Raw genomic sequence first — 17,603 nt, 5'->3', positions numbered from 1 at the left:
TTATAGTTCTCCGCCTATCGATAGCCGATGCTCACGGCGTTATTGCCAGTTATTTATTATAAACAAAAGATTAATTATCTCAACATTATGGTAATAACTATTTGATTAATCTTGCATTTAAAAAGGATTTTTGTCATCAAAGAATTTCACCTGCAAATGATATTGTTCGCTAAACCACTGTCCTAATCTCTGTACCCCTGCTCGCTCACTAGCATGATGTCCGCAAGCAATAAAATGGCAACCCAGTTCTTGCGCCTCATGATAAGTCCGTTCGGCATACTCACCTGTTAGATAAACTTGAGCACCTTCATTATGCGCTTGAGTTAGAAAATCTTGTGCAGCACCGGTACACCATGCTAAACGCTCAATATTCTGTGTTGCTTTTGCAATTACTACTTGCGCTTGTCGATTCATTGCCTTTTCGATTTTTCCCACAATCAAATCAAGTGATTGACTGGCAATTTGCGCATGCCAAATTAACGGCTCTTTTTGCGACTGCCAATAAGAAATAGGAGAAAAAATCTCTGCAAATAAGCGATTATTCCCAAGCTCTGGATGCTGATCTAATGGCAGATGGTAGGCATAAAGATTAATTCCATGTGTTAGTAAAGTTTGTAGGCGCTGCTTTTTTATACCCACTATGGCTTCATCTTCACCGCGCCAAAAGTATCCATGATGCACCAACAATGCATCAGCTTTATAATCAACTGCCGCTTCAATTGCAGCTTGTGAGGCAGTAACTGCTGTTAAAATACGGGTAATTTCAGAACGTCCTTCAACTTGCAAGCCGTTTATAGTGTAATCCTTAAAGCGTTTAATCTGTAGAAAATCTCCTAATATCTCAGATAATTGCTTATTGTTTATATGCTTAGTCATTTTAATTAAGATATCTCTTGTAGACGCTCAATTTGTGCACCCAATGCTTTAAGCTTAACTTCCATCGCGTCATAACCACGATCTAAATGGTAGATTCGATCAATAATCGACTCACCTTCTGCGGCTAATGCAGCAATGACCAATCCTGCGGAAGCGCGCAAATCTGTTGCCATAACTCGTGCGCCGCTTAGTTTGGACACACCACGAATAGTAGCAATTTGCCCATCTACGGAAATATCCGCTCCCATACGCGCCAATTCAGGCACATGCATAAAACGATTTTCAAAAATGGTTTCTACAATCGTCGCACTACCTTGGGCTAGCGTATTAAATGCCATAAATTGTGCTTGCATATCGGTTGGAAATGCTGGAAAAGGCGCGGTTCGTACACTGATTGCTTGCAAAGGCTTATGACGCGCATCCAGATAGATGAAATTTTCACCTCGCTTAATGGCGCATCCTGCGCGCTCTAATTTTTCTAATACTACCTCAAGCAAATCGCTTCGCGTATTACGCACCGTTATTTCACCGCGCGTTGCGGCGGCGGCTAGTAAATGTGTTCCTGTTTCAATTCGATCTGGCAGTACAGAATATTCCCCACCATGCAAAGAGGGTACCCCTTCAATGGTTAAGGTGGAAGTGTCAATGCCTGAAATTTTTGCACCCATTTGATTAAGCATATGCGCCAAGTCGCTTACTTCAGGCTCGCGTGCAGCATTATCTAATATTGTTGTTCCTTCAGCTAAGACCGCAGCCATCATTAAATTTTCTGTTCCTGTAACCGTAACAGTATCCATTACGATATGCGCGCCTTTTAACTTGCTTGCTTTTGCTTCAATGTAGCCTTCTACAATAGCAATATCTGCGCCCATTGCTTTTAACCCTTTAATATGCTGGTCTACAGGTCTAGCGCCAATGGCACATCCACCTGGTAAAGAGACCTTTGCATAACCAAAGCGCGCCAATAAAGGCCCTAACACCAACACGCTTGCACGCATTGTTTTCACCAAATCATATGGCGCAACAGGATTGGTGATTGTTTTAGCATTCACGCATACTTGATTTTCATCGCTAAATTCAGCACGCGCGCCCATTTCATTAAGCACCTGCAAAAAAGTATGCACATCGCGCAATCGCGCCACATTGTATAAACAAGTATCTCCTTCAATTAGTAGCGTTGCTGCCAGCATTGGCAATACTGCATTCTTTGCCCCACTAATCGCCACTTCCCCGCTTAATGCCTGTCCACCAATGATTTTTAACTGCTGCATAATCATTACTCCCGCACTAATGTTTTAAGCGCTAAAGCATGTACCTCATCACTTGCAATGACATCACTTAACGCATTCATCACCATACGATGTTGTTCAAGCCGTGATTTACCAGCAAATTCTGCTGAAATCACCGTTGCACTATAATGTATGCCATCAGCACTTTCTAACGTAACCTCAGCATCGGTTATTGCATTTTTTATTTTATTTTCAATTAATTGAGCTTGCATATTATTTAATCATTTCTTCATTATAAAGTTCATAAAGGGCGAGCAAATCAATAAGATTTTGCGGTAGCGCCTGCCATATTAAGGCCACACCCGCCGCATCTGCCATTGTTCGCAACCAAACCAAAACCGCCACTCCAGCACTGTCAACTTTAACCAACTCACTGGCATCAACCACACAATTTTTTGCTGGAAAATCTATTGTTTCTAGCATCACATTTTCAAGCGTGGCGCTAGTTAACTTACTAGATAACCGCAATGTTTTCTCTTGCCATTGCCCTATAACATCCATTGGCATTATTGTGCTTGACCTTTCATCTGCCCAATTTTATTAATCAAGGCATCTAGACCAATATCATCAATTTCCGTATCAAAGCTATTTCGATAACTGGTTAGAATCGACACCCCTTCAAAATTCACATCATAAATTTTCCATTGTCCATTGTCATAATGCGCACTGAAAGTGATATTTACTTTCTTGCCACGATTATCGACTACCTGTGTGCGAATATTACTCCGTTGATATTCATCAACTGAAGGCGTACCCAACACTGCAACCGACGCACCTGTATAATTTGTCCAACTACGTGAGTACACGCGCACCAACAAATCTGTAAAAGCGCTTACAAAAGCCTCACGCTGAGCAGATGTTGCTTGTTGCCAATGGCGACCCAAAACAATACGCGACATCAACTCTACATCCAAATAAGGCAACACTTCATGGTTAACCAAAGTTGCGAACTCATCAGGATTTTGTCGATATTGCTCTGCATCGGTTGCAAGTTTTGCCAAAATAATTTGCGATTGATGCTCAACCATAGCTTTAGCATCTTCACCCGTAGGGGCAGCCAAAACAAATGGAGAAACCAAACACATCGCTATTGATAGCCATAATTTTTTCATCTCTTCTCCTTAATACATAAATTCACTAAGCATTATCTTTCATCGACATTTGCGAAATAAACTGTTGAATTAATTTCTCCAGCACAAACGATGAACCTGTATATTGAATTGTATCTCCTTCTTTTAGATACACCACATCTCCCCACCTACCAAACCAATATATTTTCCCCAAGCAAACCGGCGGTGAGAATATCAGCACTCGTATCCACAGGCAAGGCATCATAACGATTGCTAATTTCCAACACTACCTTTGCCTGAAAGCGTTCCTGATTGAGCTCAATAGATTTTACGCGCCCTACTTGCACACCCGCCATCGTTACTGACGCCTGCTTACTTAATCCACTAACATCATTAAAATACGCCACCAACTCATAGCTTTTACCTGTTTTAAAACCACTCATATTGCTGGCCTGAAAACCTAAAAAAACCAACGCCATTAACGCAGCCAACACAAACAACCCCACCAAGACATTCACCCAACGCTCAACCATTTTTAACCTCCAAACATCATCGCCGTCAAAATAAAATCCAGCCCCAATACCGCCAAAGAAGCCAGCACCACTGTTTTGGTTGTTGCATTACTCATCCCACGTGCAGTTGGCGTGCAATTAAATCCCTGATAAACCGCTATCGCCGCGACCACCCAACCAAATGCTATTGATTTAACCAGCATTCCTTGGAAAATATCCCCATAAAAATCCACACCTTGTTGCATTTGACTCCAAAATACCCCTGCATCTACCCCTAAATGCAACACCCCCACCACATACGCCCCCACAATGGCCACCGCCACAAATAGCACCACCAATAAAGGCAATGCCAACATCGCCCCCCAAAACCGCGGTAACCCCACTTGCACCATTGGGTCAATAGCCATCATCTCCATAGCAGACAGTTGCTCTGTAGTTTTCATCAACCCAATTTCAGCGGTAATAGACGAGCCTGCCCGCCCAGCAAAGAGCAACGCACTCACCACAGACCCTAATTCGCGCATTAAGGATAACGCCACCATAATTCCTAGAGACTGTTCCGCTCCAAAGCGCACTAACGTTGTAAAGCCCTGAAACGCCAACACCATGCCTACAAAAAACCCCGCCACCAAAATAATTGGCAACGACAACACCCCCGCCTGATACATCGCCCGCACCCACAGCGCAGGTTTAGCTAATAGCGCTGAACTGCGCAACAAAATTCCCAAAGCAAAGCGCACAAATGCGCCCAAACCTTCCAGCACCACTAATGCCTGTTCCCCCAAGCGCGCCACCTTATTCATCACACCCCTCCAGCCTGAGATTTAAGTGCCTGCAAATACTCTGGCGCAGGGTAATGAAACGCCACAGGCCCATCAACCTCTGCATACATAAACTGTTGCACAAACGCCTCTTCACTTTCATAAAGCGCCTTAGGCGCACCATCTGCCATTACCCGCCCATTTGCCAATAAAATCACACGGTCAGCAATCTTACTGACCTCCAAAATATCATGCGACACCACCAAACTCGTCATCCCCAAATGGTCATTTAAATTGCGAATAAGCAACGCCAGCACCCCTAAAGAAATTGGGTCTTGCCCTGTAAAAGGTTCATCATAAATCATTAATTCAGGGTCGCGCACAATCGCTCTTGCCAGCGCCACCCGTCGCGCCATTCCACCTGATAACTCACTAGGCATCAATTGTTTTGCACCACGAAGCCCCACCACATTTAATTTCATCTCCACCAATAACTCAATCAACTGCGCATCTAACTGCGTTTTCTCACGCAACGCAAACCCCACATTATCCCCCACACTCATATCACTAAACAGTGCCCCACTTTGAAACAACATACTCATTCTTTGGCGCAACTGCATCAACGCTTTAGACGATAATTCCGCTAAATCCTCGCCCAAGACCACAACCCGACCTTCCTGTGGTTTGAGCTGTCCTGTAATTAATTTCATCAGCGTTGTTTTACCTGTTCCACTTGGTCCCATAAACGCCACTACCTCGCCTGCAAATAACTGCAACGACAGATTCTCCACAATGGTGCGCGTTCCTCGTCGAAACGTTACATTTTCAAGCGCCACCACCACCTTTTTATTAGCAACATGATTTGACTGCTCCATTACCGATTTCCCCTTACAGCCAAAGACAAAATACAATCCCATTGCGCCTTTGTAACAGGCATGACGGACAAACGATTGCCCTTTTGTACTAGCGCCATCTCAGACAACGCCTCATGCTCTTTAAGCGCTTCCAAGGTAATCATCTGCGCAAACTTCTCTTTAAAACGCACCTCAACCAAATCCCAGCGAGGATTATCAACTGTTGACCTCGCATCAAAATAATCACTTTGCCCATCAAACTGCGTAGGGTCAGGATAAGCCGCCTTAGCCACTTCAGCCAACCCCACAATTCCTGGCGGACGCACATTAGAATGATAAAAAAACACCCCATCCCCAACCGCCATCTCACGCATAAAATTACGTGCTTGATAGTTGCGCACACCGTCCCATGGCTCTACCTTACGCGCTGCCAAATCATCAATTGAAAACGTCTCAGGCTCAGATTTCATCAACCAATACTTCATCTCTTCCCCTTTATTTCTAATTATTTTTCAAACTCATATAAGAAATCTACCGCATTTTCATTTTGCTTTGCCGTCGCCTCCACGCTCAAGCGCTTATTAAATTGATAACGCGCCACAAACTCTGTAACCGCGGTAAAGAAATTACTGCGCATGCCCACATATAAATCCTCGCCTAAATACTTACCCGCTTTAAGCCCCGTTACGCCTAAATCAAACACATCCAACCCCGTCTGCTCTGCCAAGTTTGAGGGAAAAATCTGCCCCAAGGACAAGCTCGCCGCCGTTTGCAACAACGCCTCACTATCCATTGCCCCATCAGGCGCGCGTCCAAACAACAAATAAGACAAAATGGCCGAATCTGGCATAGATGGGTCAGCAATTAACGACAAACTCAAGTTCTCTACCGTTCCATTAATTTGTGCCCCCACATTCACCTTATCCACCTCACGCGTTGCCAACACATCAACAGCTGGATTAGCAATATTATTGCCAGTGAATGTAATTTTTCCGCGTTTAATATCCAACTCCTGCCCATAAAGCTCATAAACCCCGCTTGCAACCTCAATGACCCCACGCCCAATGACAGGCTGACTAGGCAATACCATCACCTTCAATCCACCAATTAAGCGCAATTTCACCTCAGAGGCTTGGAAAAATACCTTATCTCCTAAACGAATATCCACCCGCACCTCAAGAGGACTATTTTCTTTCAAAGCAGGCGCTTGTCGGTCTTTGGGATGATCCTCTAAACCTACAATCACCACATCCTCAGAAATTGCCACCCCCCCTGAACGGCTTGGAATGCTCACATTTGCCTCATCAACAACCACCTCACCGCTCACTTTTACCCCACTATCAGGGTCAACAGCCACCGTAATATTAGGCGAAACCACTGCGCGAATCTCTTCAGAATTAGCCGCCAACATTCGCGCACCTTGCAAATGCAAATCCAAAGCCAATGGAGATAAAGCCAATTGTCCATTAGCTTGCAAATCACCTTCAGGAGTTCCAAGCTTACCGTCAATATCAATGCGCCCCGTCTCCAGCGCACGCAATCGCAACACAATATCTTGCAAATCCGTTGCATACTCAGGAATCTTCACCGACCCCTGACTAAACACAATCTCCCCGCTTACTTCAGGATTTGGCAACGCTCCTGCAAAACGCAACTCTCCAACTATTTTGCCCCCCAGCTCACTCACCTTGGGCACAAAATGTTCAAAATGAGAAATATCTGGCACATTCACCGCCAACCGACCCTTCACAACAGGATTAGACCAATTTGACACCGCCATTTGTGCGCGGATAGAACCTGCATGCACAAAATCAATCGCCGCATTTACCTGTGCCTGACGCTGCGTAAAATGAGCATTAACCGCTCCCTCACGCAACATCAACCTAACAGGCGCGACATCTTCTGGTTGAAAATAAAGCGCCCCCTTAGTGAATTCCAACGCCGCCTGCCCACTCAATACCCCATTTTGCGCCATAGACACCTCACCGCTGCCCATTAGCGCTGGTTCAATACGCATATTATCAGGGATAAAAGGCGCGAAACTACGCGCATCTAAGCGCTCAATGCGATAAGCCAACCGCGTCCGCTCCGCTTTTTCAATATCGACACACAAATTAGAATGAGCATCCGCCAAACATAGATTATCCGCCTTAATTTTTTGAGGCGAAAGTACCAAATTCATTGGCGAAGTTAACCGCCAATCCATCTCATATCCTTGAATCTCTAACGCATTAATGCGCCCAGCCCAACTATCTATCGCCTGAAAGCCTCCATTAGCAGCCAGCAACACATCCACCTCACCCCCAGTTGTCTTGAGTGAAAGCGTATGTTTATCAAATGTTCCCTGAGTAGAAAGCGCCACCTGCTCCCAACGGCTATCCCCTACTTGTACGCCAGAAAGCACCACCTTATTCTCAAATGGTTGTCCAGAGCGCATTGCTGAGTTGAGCGATACTTTTGCCGAAGCAACGACAATATTTTGATAGCGAATATGATTACCCGCCAACGTTACCGCCACATTAGGCGATTGAGCCGTCCCTGTTATGCGTCCCTGACCACTGACGCGCCCTCCAAGCTCAGGATAAAACGAACTTAAATTCTCCCCCTGCAAATCAAAAGACACATCCAGCGCCTTAGGATTTAAATCCCCTTTCAAATCAATATGATTCTCCCCAACCGCAACATTCATTCCCTCAATCGCCAACTGCCCATCTTGCATCTTCACCTCCGCCTGCCCAGAAAGTGGCATGCCTTGCCACTGCCCAGAAAGCTCAGTCAACTGCGTTTGCATATTCACCTGATTATTTGCAAGTGAGCCCTGAGAACGCACTTTTGCTGACACAACCCCATCCACCTGCTGTACATAATCCCCCACATCCACCTGATTTACCTGCGCCTCAATATCCCACGCCACCTCAGGCGTTAGCGCCACATTTCCCTGCGCATGGATACTGCCCCCCAGCGTATTAAGAGACAAATCAATTGCCTGAATTTTATCGCGTTGCACCTTAGCTGTTAGCGCCACCTCGCCTTCAGGGATATTACTGCCCGCCACATCCGCATCCAGCGCCACATCCAACCCTTCATTTAGCCGACCATTAACGCGCAGTTGACCCTTGTTAGAGCGAAACGCCATCGCCTTATTGTCAGCCTCCGCTGTTGTCTGTTGATAAGCTAAATCCTGCCAATGCAAATCTGCTGCCACCGCTGGATTATTTAACGTTCCCTCCAGTTTAACCGCACCTTTAATCGCACCCTGCGCCTCAGGCAACAATCGCCCCAAATGCCCAGCATCTACCTGCAACGCCAAATCCAACGCTTGATCTACCACCTTCCCATTTGCTTGCACCACATTCCCCGCCAGCGTAAGCGCAAACTCATCTACCAATATCTCGCCATTGTCATAACGCACTTGCCCCTGACCCTGCACAGGCTCTCCTTGCCACTGCCCCTCAAGGCGCTCAATATCCAAATACGCCTCGAGTCTATCGCCAACCTGCGCCCCTTGTGTTGTAATCAACGCATCAATCTCGCCAGTCACATCCTCGTAATAACGTTGCGCCACCACATCTTCAACCGCCAAAGCCCCACGCCACGCCAAACGCGCTCCATAATCCACCTCGCCCCGTAAAGCGCACCTCCCCCCCCAGCACCTTTGCCGTCAAATCAATCTCCCGAACCGCTTGGGAGGACGCTTTGACCACCGCATGAGCAGATAGCGCTATTGGGGGAAAATGCTCTCCTATTGCCTGCGTTTGCAACTCAACCGCCAAATCATCCAACCCACCTTCAAGCGTTATCTGCCCCTGCGCGCTTTGATATTGTCCTTGATAATCCAACGCTTGCCACTGTCCAATCAATGCCAATTGTTGCGCTTTTGCGTCAATATCCCCACTTAGAGTCATCTGTGCATCCAACATCCCCTTCGCATCAATCACAAGTTCAGGGGATAACAAGGATTGTTGCAAAGAAAACACCACCTCTTGCGAGATATCTTCGGGCATTTGCACCAGCGCCTCTCCCTGCACATCCAGCGGATACGCCCCAGCCGTTCTCACCTTACCCGCCAACTGTGCTTTGAGATTCATAGAAGAGCGCAACTGCGTTAATGCCGCTTGCGCCTCAAGCGTTAATTGTTGATTTGCAAAATGCGCCTCAAGCGTCGCCTTATCAAGATAAATCAATGCCTCATCATCTTGCCAAATGCGCACATTTGCCAATGAGACCTCCTCAATATCTACCTTAACGGGCAAATCAATTTGCGCTAAGCCATCAAAACCAATCTGCGCATCAGACTGCTTTTGTTGCCCTGAAAGCTTAATTTCTGCGCCATCAAGCTTTAAAGAATCTAACCGCACCCGCTTATACCAAAGCGCCTTAGGCGAAACTTGCAGTTGCAAATCCTCAATATAAACCGCCAAATCCTCACCCGTTAAACGCAAGTCTTTCCAATGTTGTTTTGTAAATAAATGCCCTTGCAATGCGCCATATTCCAAAGAATACGGCGTGAAAGTTGAAACCAACTTAGGCAACTGACGAAATCCGCTTTGCGTGCCTAATAAATACCACGCCAATCCAAGCACTGCCACAAACAACAGCAAGATAGCTAACAACAATCTCGCCAGAACCTTCATTGATTTTTCAACCATGTTATAAATCCAACTCCGCACCAATATTAATATGCACACGATAATTATCGCCATAAGGCTTATTAAAGCCATGCGCCAAATTTGCCTTAATTGGACCTACAGGAGAACGCCAATGCACCCCAACCCCTGCACCATAAACAGGCTTAAATTTATCTACAAACGCATCTCCAGCATCAATAAACACCGTACCCGCCCAATCAGGTTTGAAATAATATTCATATTGCGCGCCTGCTGTGGCTAAAAAACGCCCACCCAAATTCGCCCCATTTTCATCACGTGAACCAATCACATTGTAGGCATAACCACGAATACTACGGTCGCCACCAGCAAAATAACGCAACGATGCTGGCAGACGATGAAAATCTGTTGTCCACGTTGCGCCTAAGCCAGCACGCAATGAAACCCGATGCTTATCAGCAAAACTTTGAATAAAACGCGCATCCATATTTGTTTGCGCAAACGATACATCACTCAAAACCGCACGACTTCCCCCTAATACTTGTGCGCGCATCTGATAACCTGACTGAGGATTTAATCGGTTATCTGTCGAGGTATAAACCCATGCCGCCTGAGGATAAAGCAACACCACCTCATCCCCATCCACCCCAATTCTAAAATTTTCATACAACGCATTTAACCCATAGCGGTGCTCAAGATTCCCTAAACGGAAATTATATCCCCCCTCCATATAAGCTTTTTTCTGATCAAATTTATCGTAATTAAACGCCCCCCCAAAGCGGAAATAATAATAATCCGTCGTTGGATTTTGCGCTGGAATGCGATAAACATTATCCCAATTCCCTTCTTTTTGTGAACCATACAAACGGCTACTAAAAGAATGTCCACGGCGATTAATATAGCGATAATCAAAATCCACCTTACCGCGCACCCCTATATCCGTTGAATATCCCACACCAAAAGCATAACGACGGGGTTTATTCATCGTCAACTGCGCCTGAATATCCACCGCCTCCGCGGATTTATCAATCTCATTACCCACAAACGTCTGTTTAAAATACCCACTACCTTGCAAATCCTGCTGCAACTTACTAACTTGAGCAGCATGATAATAATCTCCTTGCTCAAAGGGTATAAAACGTTGCAATAGTGATTCATTAAGTGGCACATCATCAAAATTTACCGCGCGAAATTTAAAACGATTGCCACTGTCATAATGCAACTTCACCTCTGCCTCATGACGACTAGGGTCAACATAGACCACATTTTGCGTAAACTGCCCAGAAAAATAACCTCTCTTAGTGCCTAGTGCGATAAATTCCCGCTTATATTGTTCATAAGACTGATGATTTAGCGCCTGCCCTACCTGCATAGGCACCGCATTTAATAGCGCATTATATTCCTCATCTTGTTGCGCCTGTCCTGTCAAGCGCACATCCACCTCACTCAACCGCGTTAACTCATTAAGTGCCACCGTATAACGCACCACCAACGCTGCACTCCCCTCATCTTCTTCAACCCATTCCAAACGATGCCCCACCTGCACATTGTAATACCCAAAGGGTTGCTGTGATTTAGCAATCTCTTCCTCACCCTTGCCAATCAAATAGCGAATATAATCTGGCTGCTCAATAACCGCACCCACCACATTATTCAAGGTTAAAAACACCAACGCATTATCTAATTGCTCGCCCTCATCAATCCCCTCAATCACCACCTCTTGCAACAACTTCCCATCTATCGCCACCACCTCATCTTCAGATACAAGCGCCTGCTGATTTTCAACCTCTGGTTTTAACTCTCTTGACTCCCCCACAAATTGAAATAAACCCTGTGCTTGAGCATATGCACAAGGCACCAACCCAACTATTAACAACATCTGTTTCATATCCATTCTACTCTCCTAATCTTAGTTGTTGTTTACGCAAGCCTAAAACCCATAACGCCATAAAATACACCATCACCCCAATGGCAATCGTCAACAGTAAATGTCCAATTCGCCACCACATACTCGCCTGCACCCACATCACCACCTCCCCCTGCACATACCAAAGAACCCATGCCATCACCCCATTTGCCACGATTACCTGCCCAACAAACCACAACGATCCCAACTTAAAACGCACACCATCAGCTTGTAAACACCCCCACAAAATCGCCACATTGACCACAGATGCCAATGTACTCGCCAACGCCAAACCCACATGCGCAAAATACCGCCCCAACACAATCGCCGCCGCCATATTCACCGCCATCGCCACCAATCCAGCTTTTACAGGAGTTTTTGTATCCTGACGCGCATAAAACGCAGGCGCAAGAATCTTAACCAACGTCAAAAACAACACCCCAATACCGTACGCACGCAAACTCAACATCGACATCTGCAAATCAACCTCATCAAACCGCCCGCCTAAAAATAACGTCGCCAACACCGACGGCGCCAAAACCACCAACCCAGTTGCCGCCGCACTACCCAACAACATCGCCCAGCGCAACGCCCAATCCAAAGTCAACACAAATCTTGCAAAATCCTGCGAAGCCTTCAAAGCACTCAAACGCGGTAAAATCACCGTCCCCAACGCCACCCCAATTAACGCCACAGGCAACTCCACCAAACGATCAGAATAGTACAACCATGAAATACTCCCCGTTACAAACATCGACGCCAAAAACGTATTCATCAATACCGTTAATTGCCCAACAGACGACCCAAACAACGTCGGCACCATCAACCGCAACATCCGCCGAACCCCTGCATGATGCCCCCACCTCGGGCGCACCAACAACCCCAAGCGCCATAAAAATGGCAACTGAATAGCCAACTGCAACACCCCCCCAAGTAACACCGCCCAAGCCAACTCAATCCCATACATCCCCACAGGCGGCACCCCCACAGAACGCCGCCAAAGAGCCGCACCAATCAACGTTACATTCAAAATAACTGGCGTAATCGCTGGCAAAGCAAACTGCCCATGTGCATTTAACACACCGCCTGCAAGCGCGGTCAACGAAATAAACAAAATATAGGCAAACATAATGCGCAACATCTGCTCTGCCAACAAAAACTGCTCTGGATTATCCACCAAACCAAACGCCACCCCCTGCAAAATCACCGCCGACCCCAAAACCCCAAGCACGGTCACCCCAACCAACAACGTCAATAGCGTTCCAATAGTATGCGCAAGCAAATCCCGCAACTGCTCAGGTTGTTGCGTCTTAGTTGACGAAAACACTGGCACAAACGCATTAGCAAAACCACCCTCAGCAAAAAAACGACGCAACGTATTAGGAATACGCAACGCCGCAAAAAAAGCATCCGTTACCACCACATCAAAATAACGCGCCAACAACGTATCGCGCACCAACCCCAATACTCGAGAAACCATCGTCATCGCTGAAAACACCACCGACGAACGCAACAAAGACTTAACCATAAACCCTGCTTATACTATTTAATCCAGCGCAAACGCTGAGCCACAGCCAACATCGCATCCGCGCGATTCATACTATAAAAATGTAGCCCTGCCACCTCTTCCTCAATCAACCGCTCACACATTTTTGCCACCACATCAGCCCCAAAATCAAACAAAGCCCCCAAATCGTCCTGCAAAGCCTGCAAACGCAAACGAATCCAGCGCGGAATCTCCGCCCCGCACCCATCAGAAAACTTAGCCAACTGTCGATAATTAGTAATCGGCATAATTCCCGCTACAATTGGAATATCCACCCCAAGACGCACCACCTCATCACGAAAACGCAAATACGCATCCACATTATAAAAATACTGCGTTATTGCCTCATTCGCGCCTGCATCTACCTTCTCTTTAAAATAACGCAAATCCAGCTCGGGCGTTTTAGAGCGCGGATGCACCTCAGGATAAGCCGCCACCAAAATCTTTGCTTCCTCCCCCCACATTAGGCGAATATAACGCACCAGCTCCCTAGCATTTTGCAACTCACCCGCCTGATACATCCCAGCAGGTAAATCACCACGCAACGCCATAATCTGCCTAATTCCTAAGGCATAATAACGCGACAATAATGCATCAATCTCAGATTTTTAGAGGCAACACAAGTTAAATGAGGCATCACAGGGCGCTCATTTTCTGCCAAAATCTCCGCCACCAACTCATAAGTCCGTTCTTTCGCACTCCCACCTGCACCATAAGTTACTGAAAAATAGTCATAATCCAAAACCCTTAGCGCCTGCCGAATCTTCAATAACCTCTCTCCCCCTCAGGTGTCCTTGCTGGGAAAAATTCACAACTCAATGGCACAGAGCGCCCACCAATATCTGAGACCACAGAACAGCCCATAACATCATTCACAGCACCAACCGCTTCAATACGCCTCAATGCCACATCCATTTAACATTTATTTCTTAAAGCTTTCAGACTCAATAAACAAAATCAAATTCTCACGAATAATATAAGACTGATTGTTTACATCTTTAAAATGATAATACCCATCCTCAGAGACCTGTGGCTCATTTTTGGCGTATAAACTCTCCCCACTCATCATTTTTACCTCATACAAACGCTGCTCCTTATTCACTGCACAACCAAACAATGCACCGCTAACACAGCCCATTAGAAATAATTTTTTAGTCATAGAAAATCTCAGATGAACATTAGAGCGCGAAAGTATACATTTTATGGCCTTATTTTAGAATAAAAATCTATATTCAATAATATAGATTGCACCCCCTTTCATTTCAGTTTTAGAACAACGGCTTTGCACATACCGCACCCCAGCTAAATAATTTCTAGCCATATAGAAGGACAAAGAAAAATTTCACCAAAAGACGCTCACCCTATGATTAATTGGGTCATAGATAGACAAGGGTCAATCTCGTATAATGTAGTATACGCTGATAGACGTACGCAGGCTATTTTCCAGCAAAATGAGTATTTATTAAATGAAATCATGGAAGGTATAAAATGAGCATTGGCTATGTATTGCATGACCTCAGCATGTTTAGCCCACCAGCGCAAATCAAGGCGTTACTGGATGAATTGCGCGCAAAAGAGTCTGAAGCTTATGCCGATGATATTGCTTTTCTTGAAGAGGACTTAGCTTTTGCCAAAAAACTAGAAGAGCACGACAAGAATACCAATGAGTAAAAATTAGCAGAGCCTGAAGGCGTTGAGAGAATCAAATGACTTTATACTATCAAATCACCACTCCTAGACCAACTCTCTTAAAATTAGAGAACAACCAAGAGATGTTTGTTTGGCAAAACCGACAATGGGAAGCTTCTTTTTTTGGTGGGAAATGTTACAAACCTCTAGCTTCTCAGACTATAAAGAGATTAGCAAACAAGAAGCTATAGAAATACAACAAAATCATTTTGAATATGCCTAAGCCTCACAAAATAACAGTGCCGCACCATCTAACGCCATTTCATCATCCTGATGATATTTAAGCTCTAATTGATGAATTGCGAGCAGAGGACCCCGTCGGCTTCGCTGGAGATATTGCTTTTCTTGAGGAAAGTTAACTTTTTGCAAAAACACTGGAAGAATAAGAGATTTGAATATGAAAAATGATTCACATCAAGCTTACTATAATTCTTAGTAACTTACTAATAAAGTGGCAAACTGCCATTCACTCATTCTAAATATATTGAAATAACAAAATGAAAATAGCCTATTATTTATACAATATCGATGCTTTTAATACTGCTAAAGAAATAGAATCTCTTTTAAATGAAATGCGCTCCGAAAAGTTTCCTGCATCCTCATTGTTTAAATAAATAAGTAAACTTGAAGAGCAATTGGGGTTATCAAAAAACTCCATAACACAAAAACTTTATAAAAGAAGTAAGCGAGCGCCAAATATAATTTAGCTCTCAAAACTAATTAAAAAATACAGCCTAGAAAAATCTAAGCCTAAATTTGTCATTCTGAATATCAAAATATCTTCCCATTTATTGTAAGCAAGATAATAAGCCTGTATTAGGAATATTTTATTTTATTGTGGAAAAAATAAACAGCAGGCGAGTCACTAGAAAGCATGAGGACTCTCACGCGCAATTCAACCTACGAGGCAGACAAGATTAGCAAACGTGACCATTTTGTTGATGGGTATATTGGCAAAATGTATGGTATTGAAGCTAACTCCCCAGCTAAGTGAGCTATCTGTTATAGCAACACAAGCGTTAATTGGAAGCGATAGTAACTCCTAAAAAATATTTGGTAAAAACAAAGAAATAATATATTTAGCGCTAAATCCTTTAGAAAATTCAATCCATCAAGAAAAGCAAGTACCCCACCTGCATAACCGCGACCGCCATGTAGGGTTTGGCTGGTTAAGCCTAGAAGACAACAAACTCATCGTCCACAGCGACATGCTAGACCACCCACCCAAGACATCATTCAAGTGTCGGATGACGGGCTGGAATGGCAACTCAGCGTCTACATAGAAAGTGGTAGCGTTACCGAGCAACAACAAGCCACGGTGATTAATGAACGCACACTAGAGGGCGCGTCTGTCAAACACTTTGAAAACGCCGTTATCCGCGAAATATCCTTCACCCCCACTGGCACTGACACCAGAGCCGTTATTTTATTCCCTAACCTAAAGAAGCCTCCCATGGAAAAGCTAACCCAACAACTCACAGAAAAAGAACAATGCATAGCCGAGCTAGAAGCCCAGATTACCCAAAAGCACGAACTATCCAGAAAACAAGAAATGACATTATGCAACACTTTGACTTTAACGAAACTTTAAAAGCCATCCAAGCAGGTAAACCCATCACAGGCAGTGATGGGGTCCTAGCCCCGCTTATTAAACAACTTACTGAAGCAGCTTTATCAGCTGAAATAGAAAGTTATCTTGGGCAGAATCTCAATAGTAATAACCCGCCGTAACGGTTACAGTAAAAAGACGGTCAAATCGGCACTTGGCAGCTTCGAACTTGAAACTCCGGAGCGATTCTTGTGTTTAGGCTTGATTCTCGTAAGCCCAAGCACGAAGATTTAGTCTTAGTCAAAGTTATCGTTAAGGACAAGGAATATCTGATGTTTCGGCAGTTTTTAGATAATGCAGGGCAAGAATACTTTTCAGCATTCAACCCCGCCTTTGAAAAGATTATGAATTTTGATGATTATGAAGTTATAGGATACTTTTCTTATCAGATCATAAGATAAATTTCATTCTGCATTAGAAATACACATAGGATTCTCTCTTTCTCTGATAATCTCGTTGATCATTTTAACCGCCTTATTTCCATTTTTTATGGAGGTGAGATTTATTTTTTTATCTTTGAATTTATGATCTATTTCTATGTTATAAGAACCTGTTGCCCAAGCAATAAATCCAACTCTATATAAAGCTTTTCCAACCTCATGCTATGAAAAACCATAAGCACCTTTAGTCCAAGGCAAATAACCGCTATAAACGTAGACACCGTCATCATCTATAATTAATTTGAAGGTTTTTATAGATAGTAATGCATTCAAACTAAATAGAAAAAATATTGCAAAAATAATATTTGAAATTACCGAAGTGTCTGGGCTCATTACATTATCAAACACGAGAAAAAACAAGCTGACAATAAAAATAAATCCAGAAAATAAACATGAGGTTTTTGCTTTATAAAATTCGTGTCTCATTAAAAATATTCCTTGTAA

Annotated in this window: 17 protein-coding genes and 3 pseudogenes; 4 read left to right on the top strand and 16 right to left on the bottom strand. The window is 44.4% G+C overall.

The features are described from left to right. Positions 1-117: 117 nt before the first annotated feature. The 15 genes and pseudogenes from A5N84_RS07655 to A5N84_RS07585 all read right to left on the bottom strand — a co-directional run bounded on the left by A5N84_RS07655 (position 118) and on the right by A5N84_RS07585 (position 14,580). Positions 118-876: a Nif3-like dinuclear metal center hexameric protein gene (locus A5N84_RS07655; protein WP_078055660.1), complete on the bottom strand. Its 759-nt coding sequence runs from the start codon at positions 874-876 to the stop codon at positions 118-120. Between the two features lie 5 nt (positions 877-881). Continuing rightward, complete coding sequence (murA, locus tag A5N84_RS07650) at positions 882-2,147, bottom strand: UDP-N-acetylglucosamine 1-carboxyvinyltransferase (protein ID WP_072282008.1); 1,266 nt, start codon at positions 2,145-2,147, stop codon at positions 882-884. Positions 2,148-2,152: 5 nt separating this feature from the next. Then, the gene (locus tag A5N84_RS07645; RefSeq protein ID WP_072281900.1) at positions 2,153-2,377 is read right to left on the bottom strand and encodes a BolA/IbaG family iron-sulfur metabolism protein; all 225 of its coding nucleotides are present in this window, start codon (positions 2,375-2,377) and stop codon (positions 2,153-2,155) included. 1 nt (position 2,378) lies between these two features. Further along, a complete protein-coding gene (locus A5N84_RS07640) occupies positions 2,379-2,672 on the bottom strand; it encodes an STAS domain-containing protein (RefSeq protein ID WP_072281899.1) in 294 nt (97 codons plus the stop codon). Further along, entirely contained in the window at positions 2,672-3,277 is a 606-nt protein-coding gene (locus A5N84_RS07635; RefSeq protein ID WP_072281898.1) for an MlaC/ttg2D family ABC transporter substrate-binding protein, read from the bottom strand. The genes A5N84_RS07640 and A5N84_RS07635 overlap by 1 nt, the downstream gene beginning before the upstream one ends. Before the next feature lie 146 nt (positions 3,278-3,423). Then, positions 3,424-3,768, bottom strand: a complete 345-nt coding sequence (locus tag A5N84_RS07630) for an MlaD family protein (RefSeq protein WP_233120038.1) — start codon at positions 3,766-3,768, stop codon at positions 3,424-3,426. Between the two features lie 2 nt (positions 3,769-3,770). Beyond that, the gene (gene mlaE, locus A5N84_RS07625; RefSeq protein WP_072281897.1) at positions 3,771-4,550 is read right to left on the bottom strand and encodes a lipid asymmetry maintenance ABC transporter permease subunit MlaE; all 780 of its coding nucleotides are present in this window, start codon (positions 4,548-4,550) and stop codon (positions 3,771-3,773) included. After that, positions 4,550-5,383, bottom strand: coding sequence for an ABC transporter ATP-binding protein (locus A5N84_RS07620; protein ID WP_072281896.1), 834 nt, complete (start codon positions 5,381-5,383; stop codon positions 4,550-4,552). Before A5N84_RS07620 ends, mlaE begins: the two co-directional genes overlap by 1 nt. Beyond that, positions 5,383-5,847: an EVE domain-containing protein gene (locus tag A5N84_RS07615; protein ID WP_072281895.1), complete on the bottom strand. Its 465-nt coding sequence runs from the start codon at positions 5,845-5,847 to the stop codon at positions 5,383-5,385. The genes A5N84_RS07620 and A5N84_RS07615 overlap by 1 nt, the downstream gene beginning before the upstream one ends. A 20-nt stretch (positions 5,848-5,867) precedes the next feature. Next, positions 5,868-8,981 (bottom strand): translocation/assembly module TamB domain-containing protein, encoded by a 3,114-nt coding sequence (locus tag A5N84_RS07610; protein ID WP_143324887.1) that lies wholly within the window; start codon positions 8,979-8,981, stop codon positions 5,868-5,870. Continuing rightward, on the bottom strand, positions 8,935-9,996 hold the full coding sequence (locus A5N84_RS07605) for an AsmA family protein (protein WP_158008681.1): 1,062 nt from the start codon (positions 9,994-9,996) through the stop codon (positions 8,935-8,937). Before A5N84_RS07605 ends, A5N84_RS07610 begins: the two co-directional genes overlap by 47 nt. 16 nt (positions 9,997-10,012) lie before the next feature. Beyond that, positions 10,013-11,863 (bottom strand): autotransporter assembly complex protein TamA, encoded by a 1,851-nt coding sequence (locus A5N84_RS07600; RefSeq protein WP_143324885.1) that lies wholly within the window; start codon positions 11,861-11,863, stop codon positions 10,013-10,015. A 1-nt stretch (position 11,864) separates the two neighbouring features. Beyond that, positions 11,865-13,403, bottom strand: a complete 1,539-nt coding sequence (gene murJ / locus A5N84_RS07595; RefSeq protein ID WP_072281892.1) for a murein biosynthesis integral membrane protein MurJ — start codon at positions 13,401-13,403, stop codon at positions 11,865-11,867. Between the two features lie 14 nt (positions 13,404-13,417). Continuing rightward, positions 13,418-14,285 (bottom strand): annotated as a pseudogene (metF, locus tag A5N84_RS07590) (methylenetetrahydrofolate reductase [NAD(P)H]). A gap of 58 nt (positions 14,286-14,343) precedes the next feature. Further along, complete coding sequence (locus A5N84_RS07585; protein WP_072281891.1) at positions 14,344-14,580, bottom strand: hypothetical protein; 237 nt, start codon at positions 14,578-14,580, stop codon at positions 14,344-14,346. Between the two features lie 329 nt (positions 14,581-14,909). Between A5N84_RS07585 and A5N84_RS07580 the strand changes: the two genes are divergently transcribed. From A5N84_RS07580 to A5N84_RS10040, 4 genes and pseudogenes are all read left to right on the top strand, one after another. Continuing rightward, positions 14,910-15,092: a hypothetical protein gene (locus A5N84_RS07580; protein WP_072281890.1), complete on the top strand. Its 183-nt coding sequence runs from the start codon at positions 14,910-14,912 to the stop codon at positions 15,090-15,092. Positions 15,093-15,201: 109 nt separating this feature from the next. Beyond that, the gene (locus A5N84_RS12890; RefSeq protein ID WP_269844328.1) at positions 15,202-15,333 is read left to right on the top strand and encodes a hypothetical protein; all 132 of its coding nucleotides are present in this window, start codon (positions 15,202-15,204) and stop codon (positions 15,331-15,333) included. A 1,017-nt stretch (positions 15,334-16,350) separates the two neighbouring features. Further along, a complete protein-coding gene (locus A5N84_RS09650; RefSeq protein ID WP_078055659.1) occupies positions 16,351-16,701 on the top strand; it encodes a hypothetical protein in 351 nt (116 codons plus the stop codon). Continuing rightward, a pseudogene (locus tag A5N84_RS10040) lies at positions 16,668-16,899 on the top strand (transposase); the annotation flags it as partial. The gene A5N84_RS09650 and the pseudogene A5N84_RS10040, both read left to right, overlap by 34 nt. A gap of 422 nt (positions 16,900-17,321) precedes the next feature. Here the strand turns inward: A5N84_RS10040 and A5N84_RS12035 are convergent. Next, positions 17,322-17,603, bottom strand: a pseudogene (locus A5N84_RS12035) (hypothetical protein); the annotation flags it as partial.

The sequence above is a fragment of the Rappaport israeli genome, assembly GCF_001888055.1.
Classification (GTDB): Bacteria; Pseudomonadota; Gammaproteobacteria; order Cardiobacteriales; family Cardiobacteriaceae; genus Rappaport; species Rappaport israeli.
Note: the sequence above shows the minus strand (reverse complement) of the source record. Positions and strands in the feature narration are given on the sequence as shown.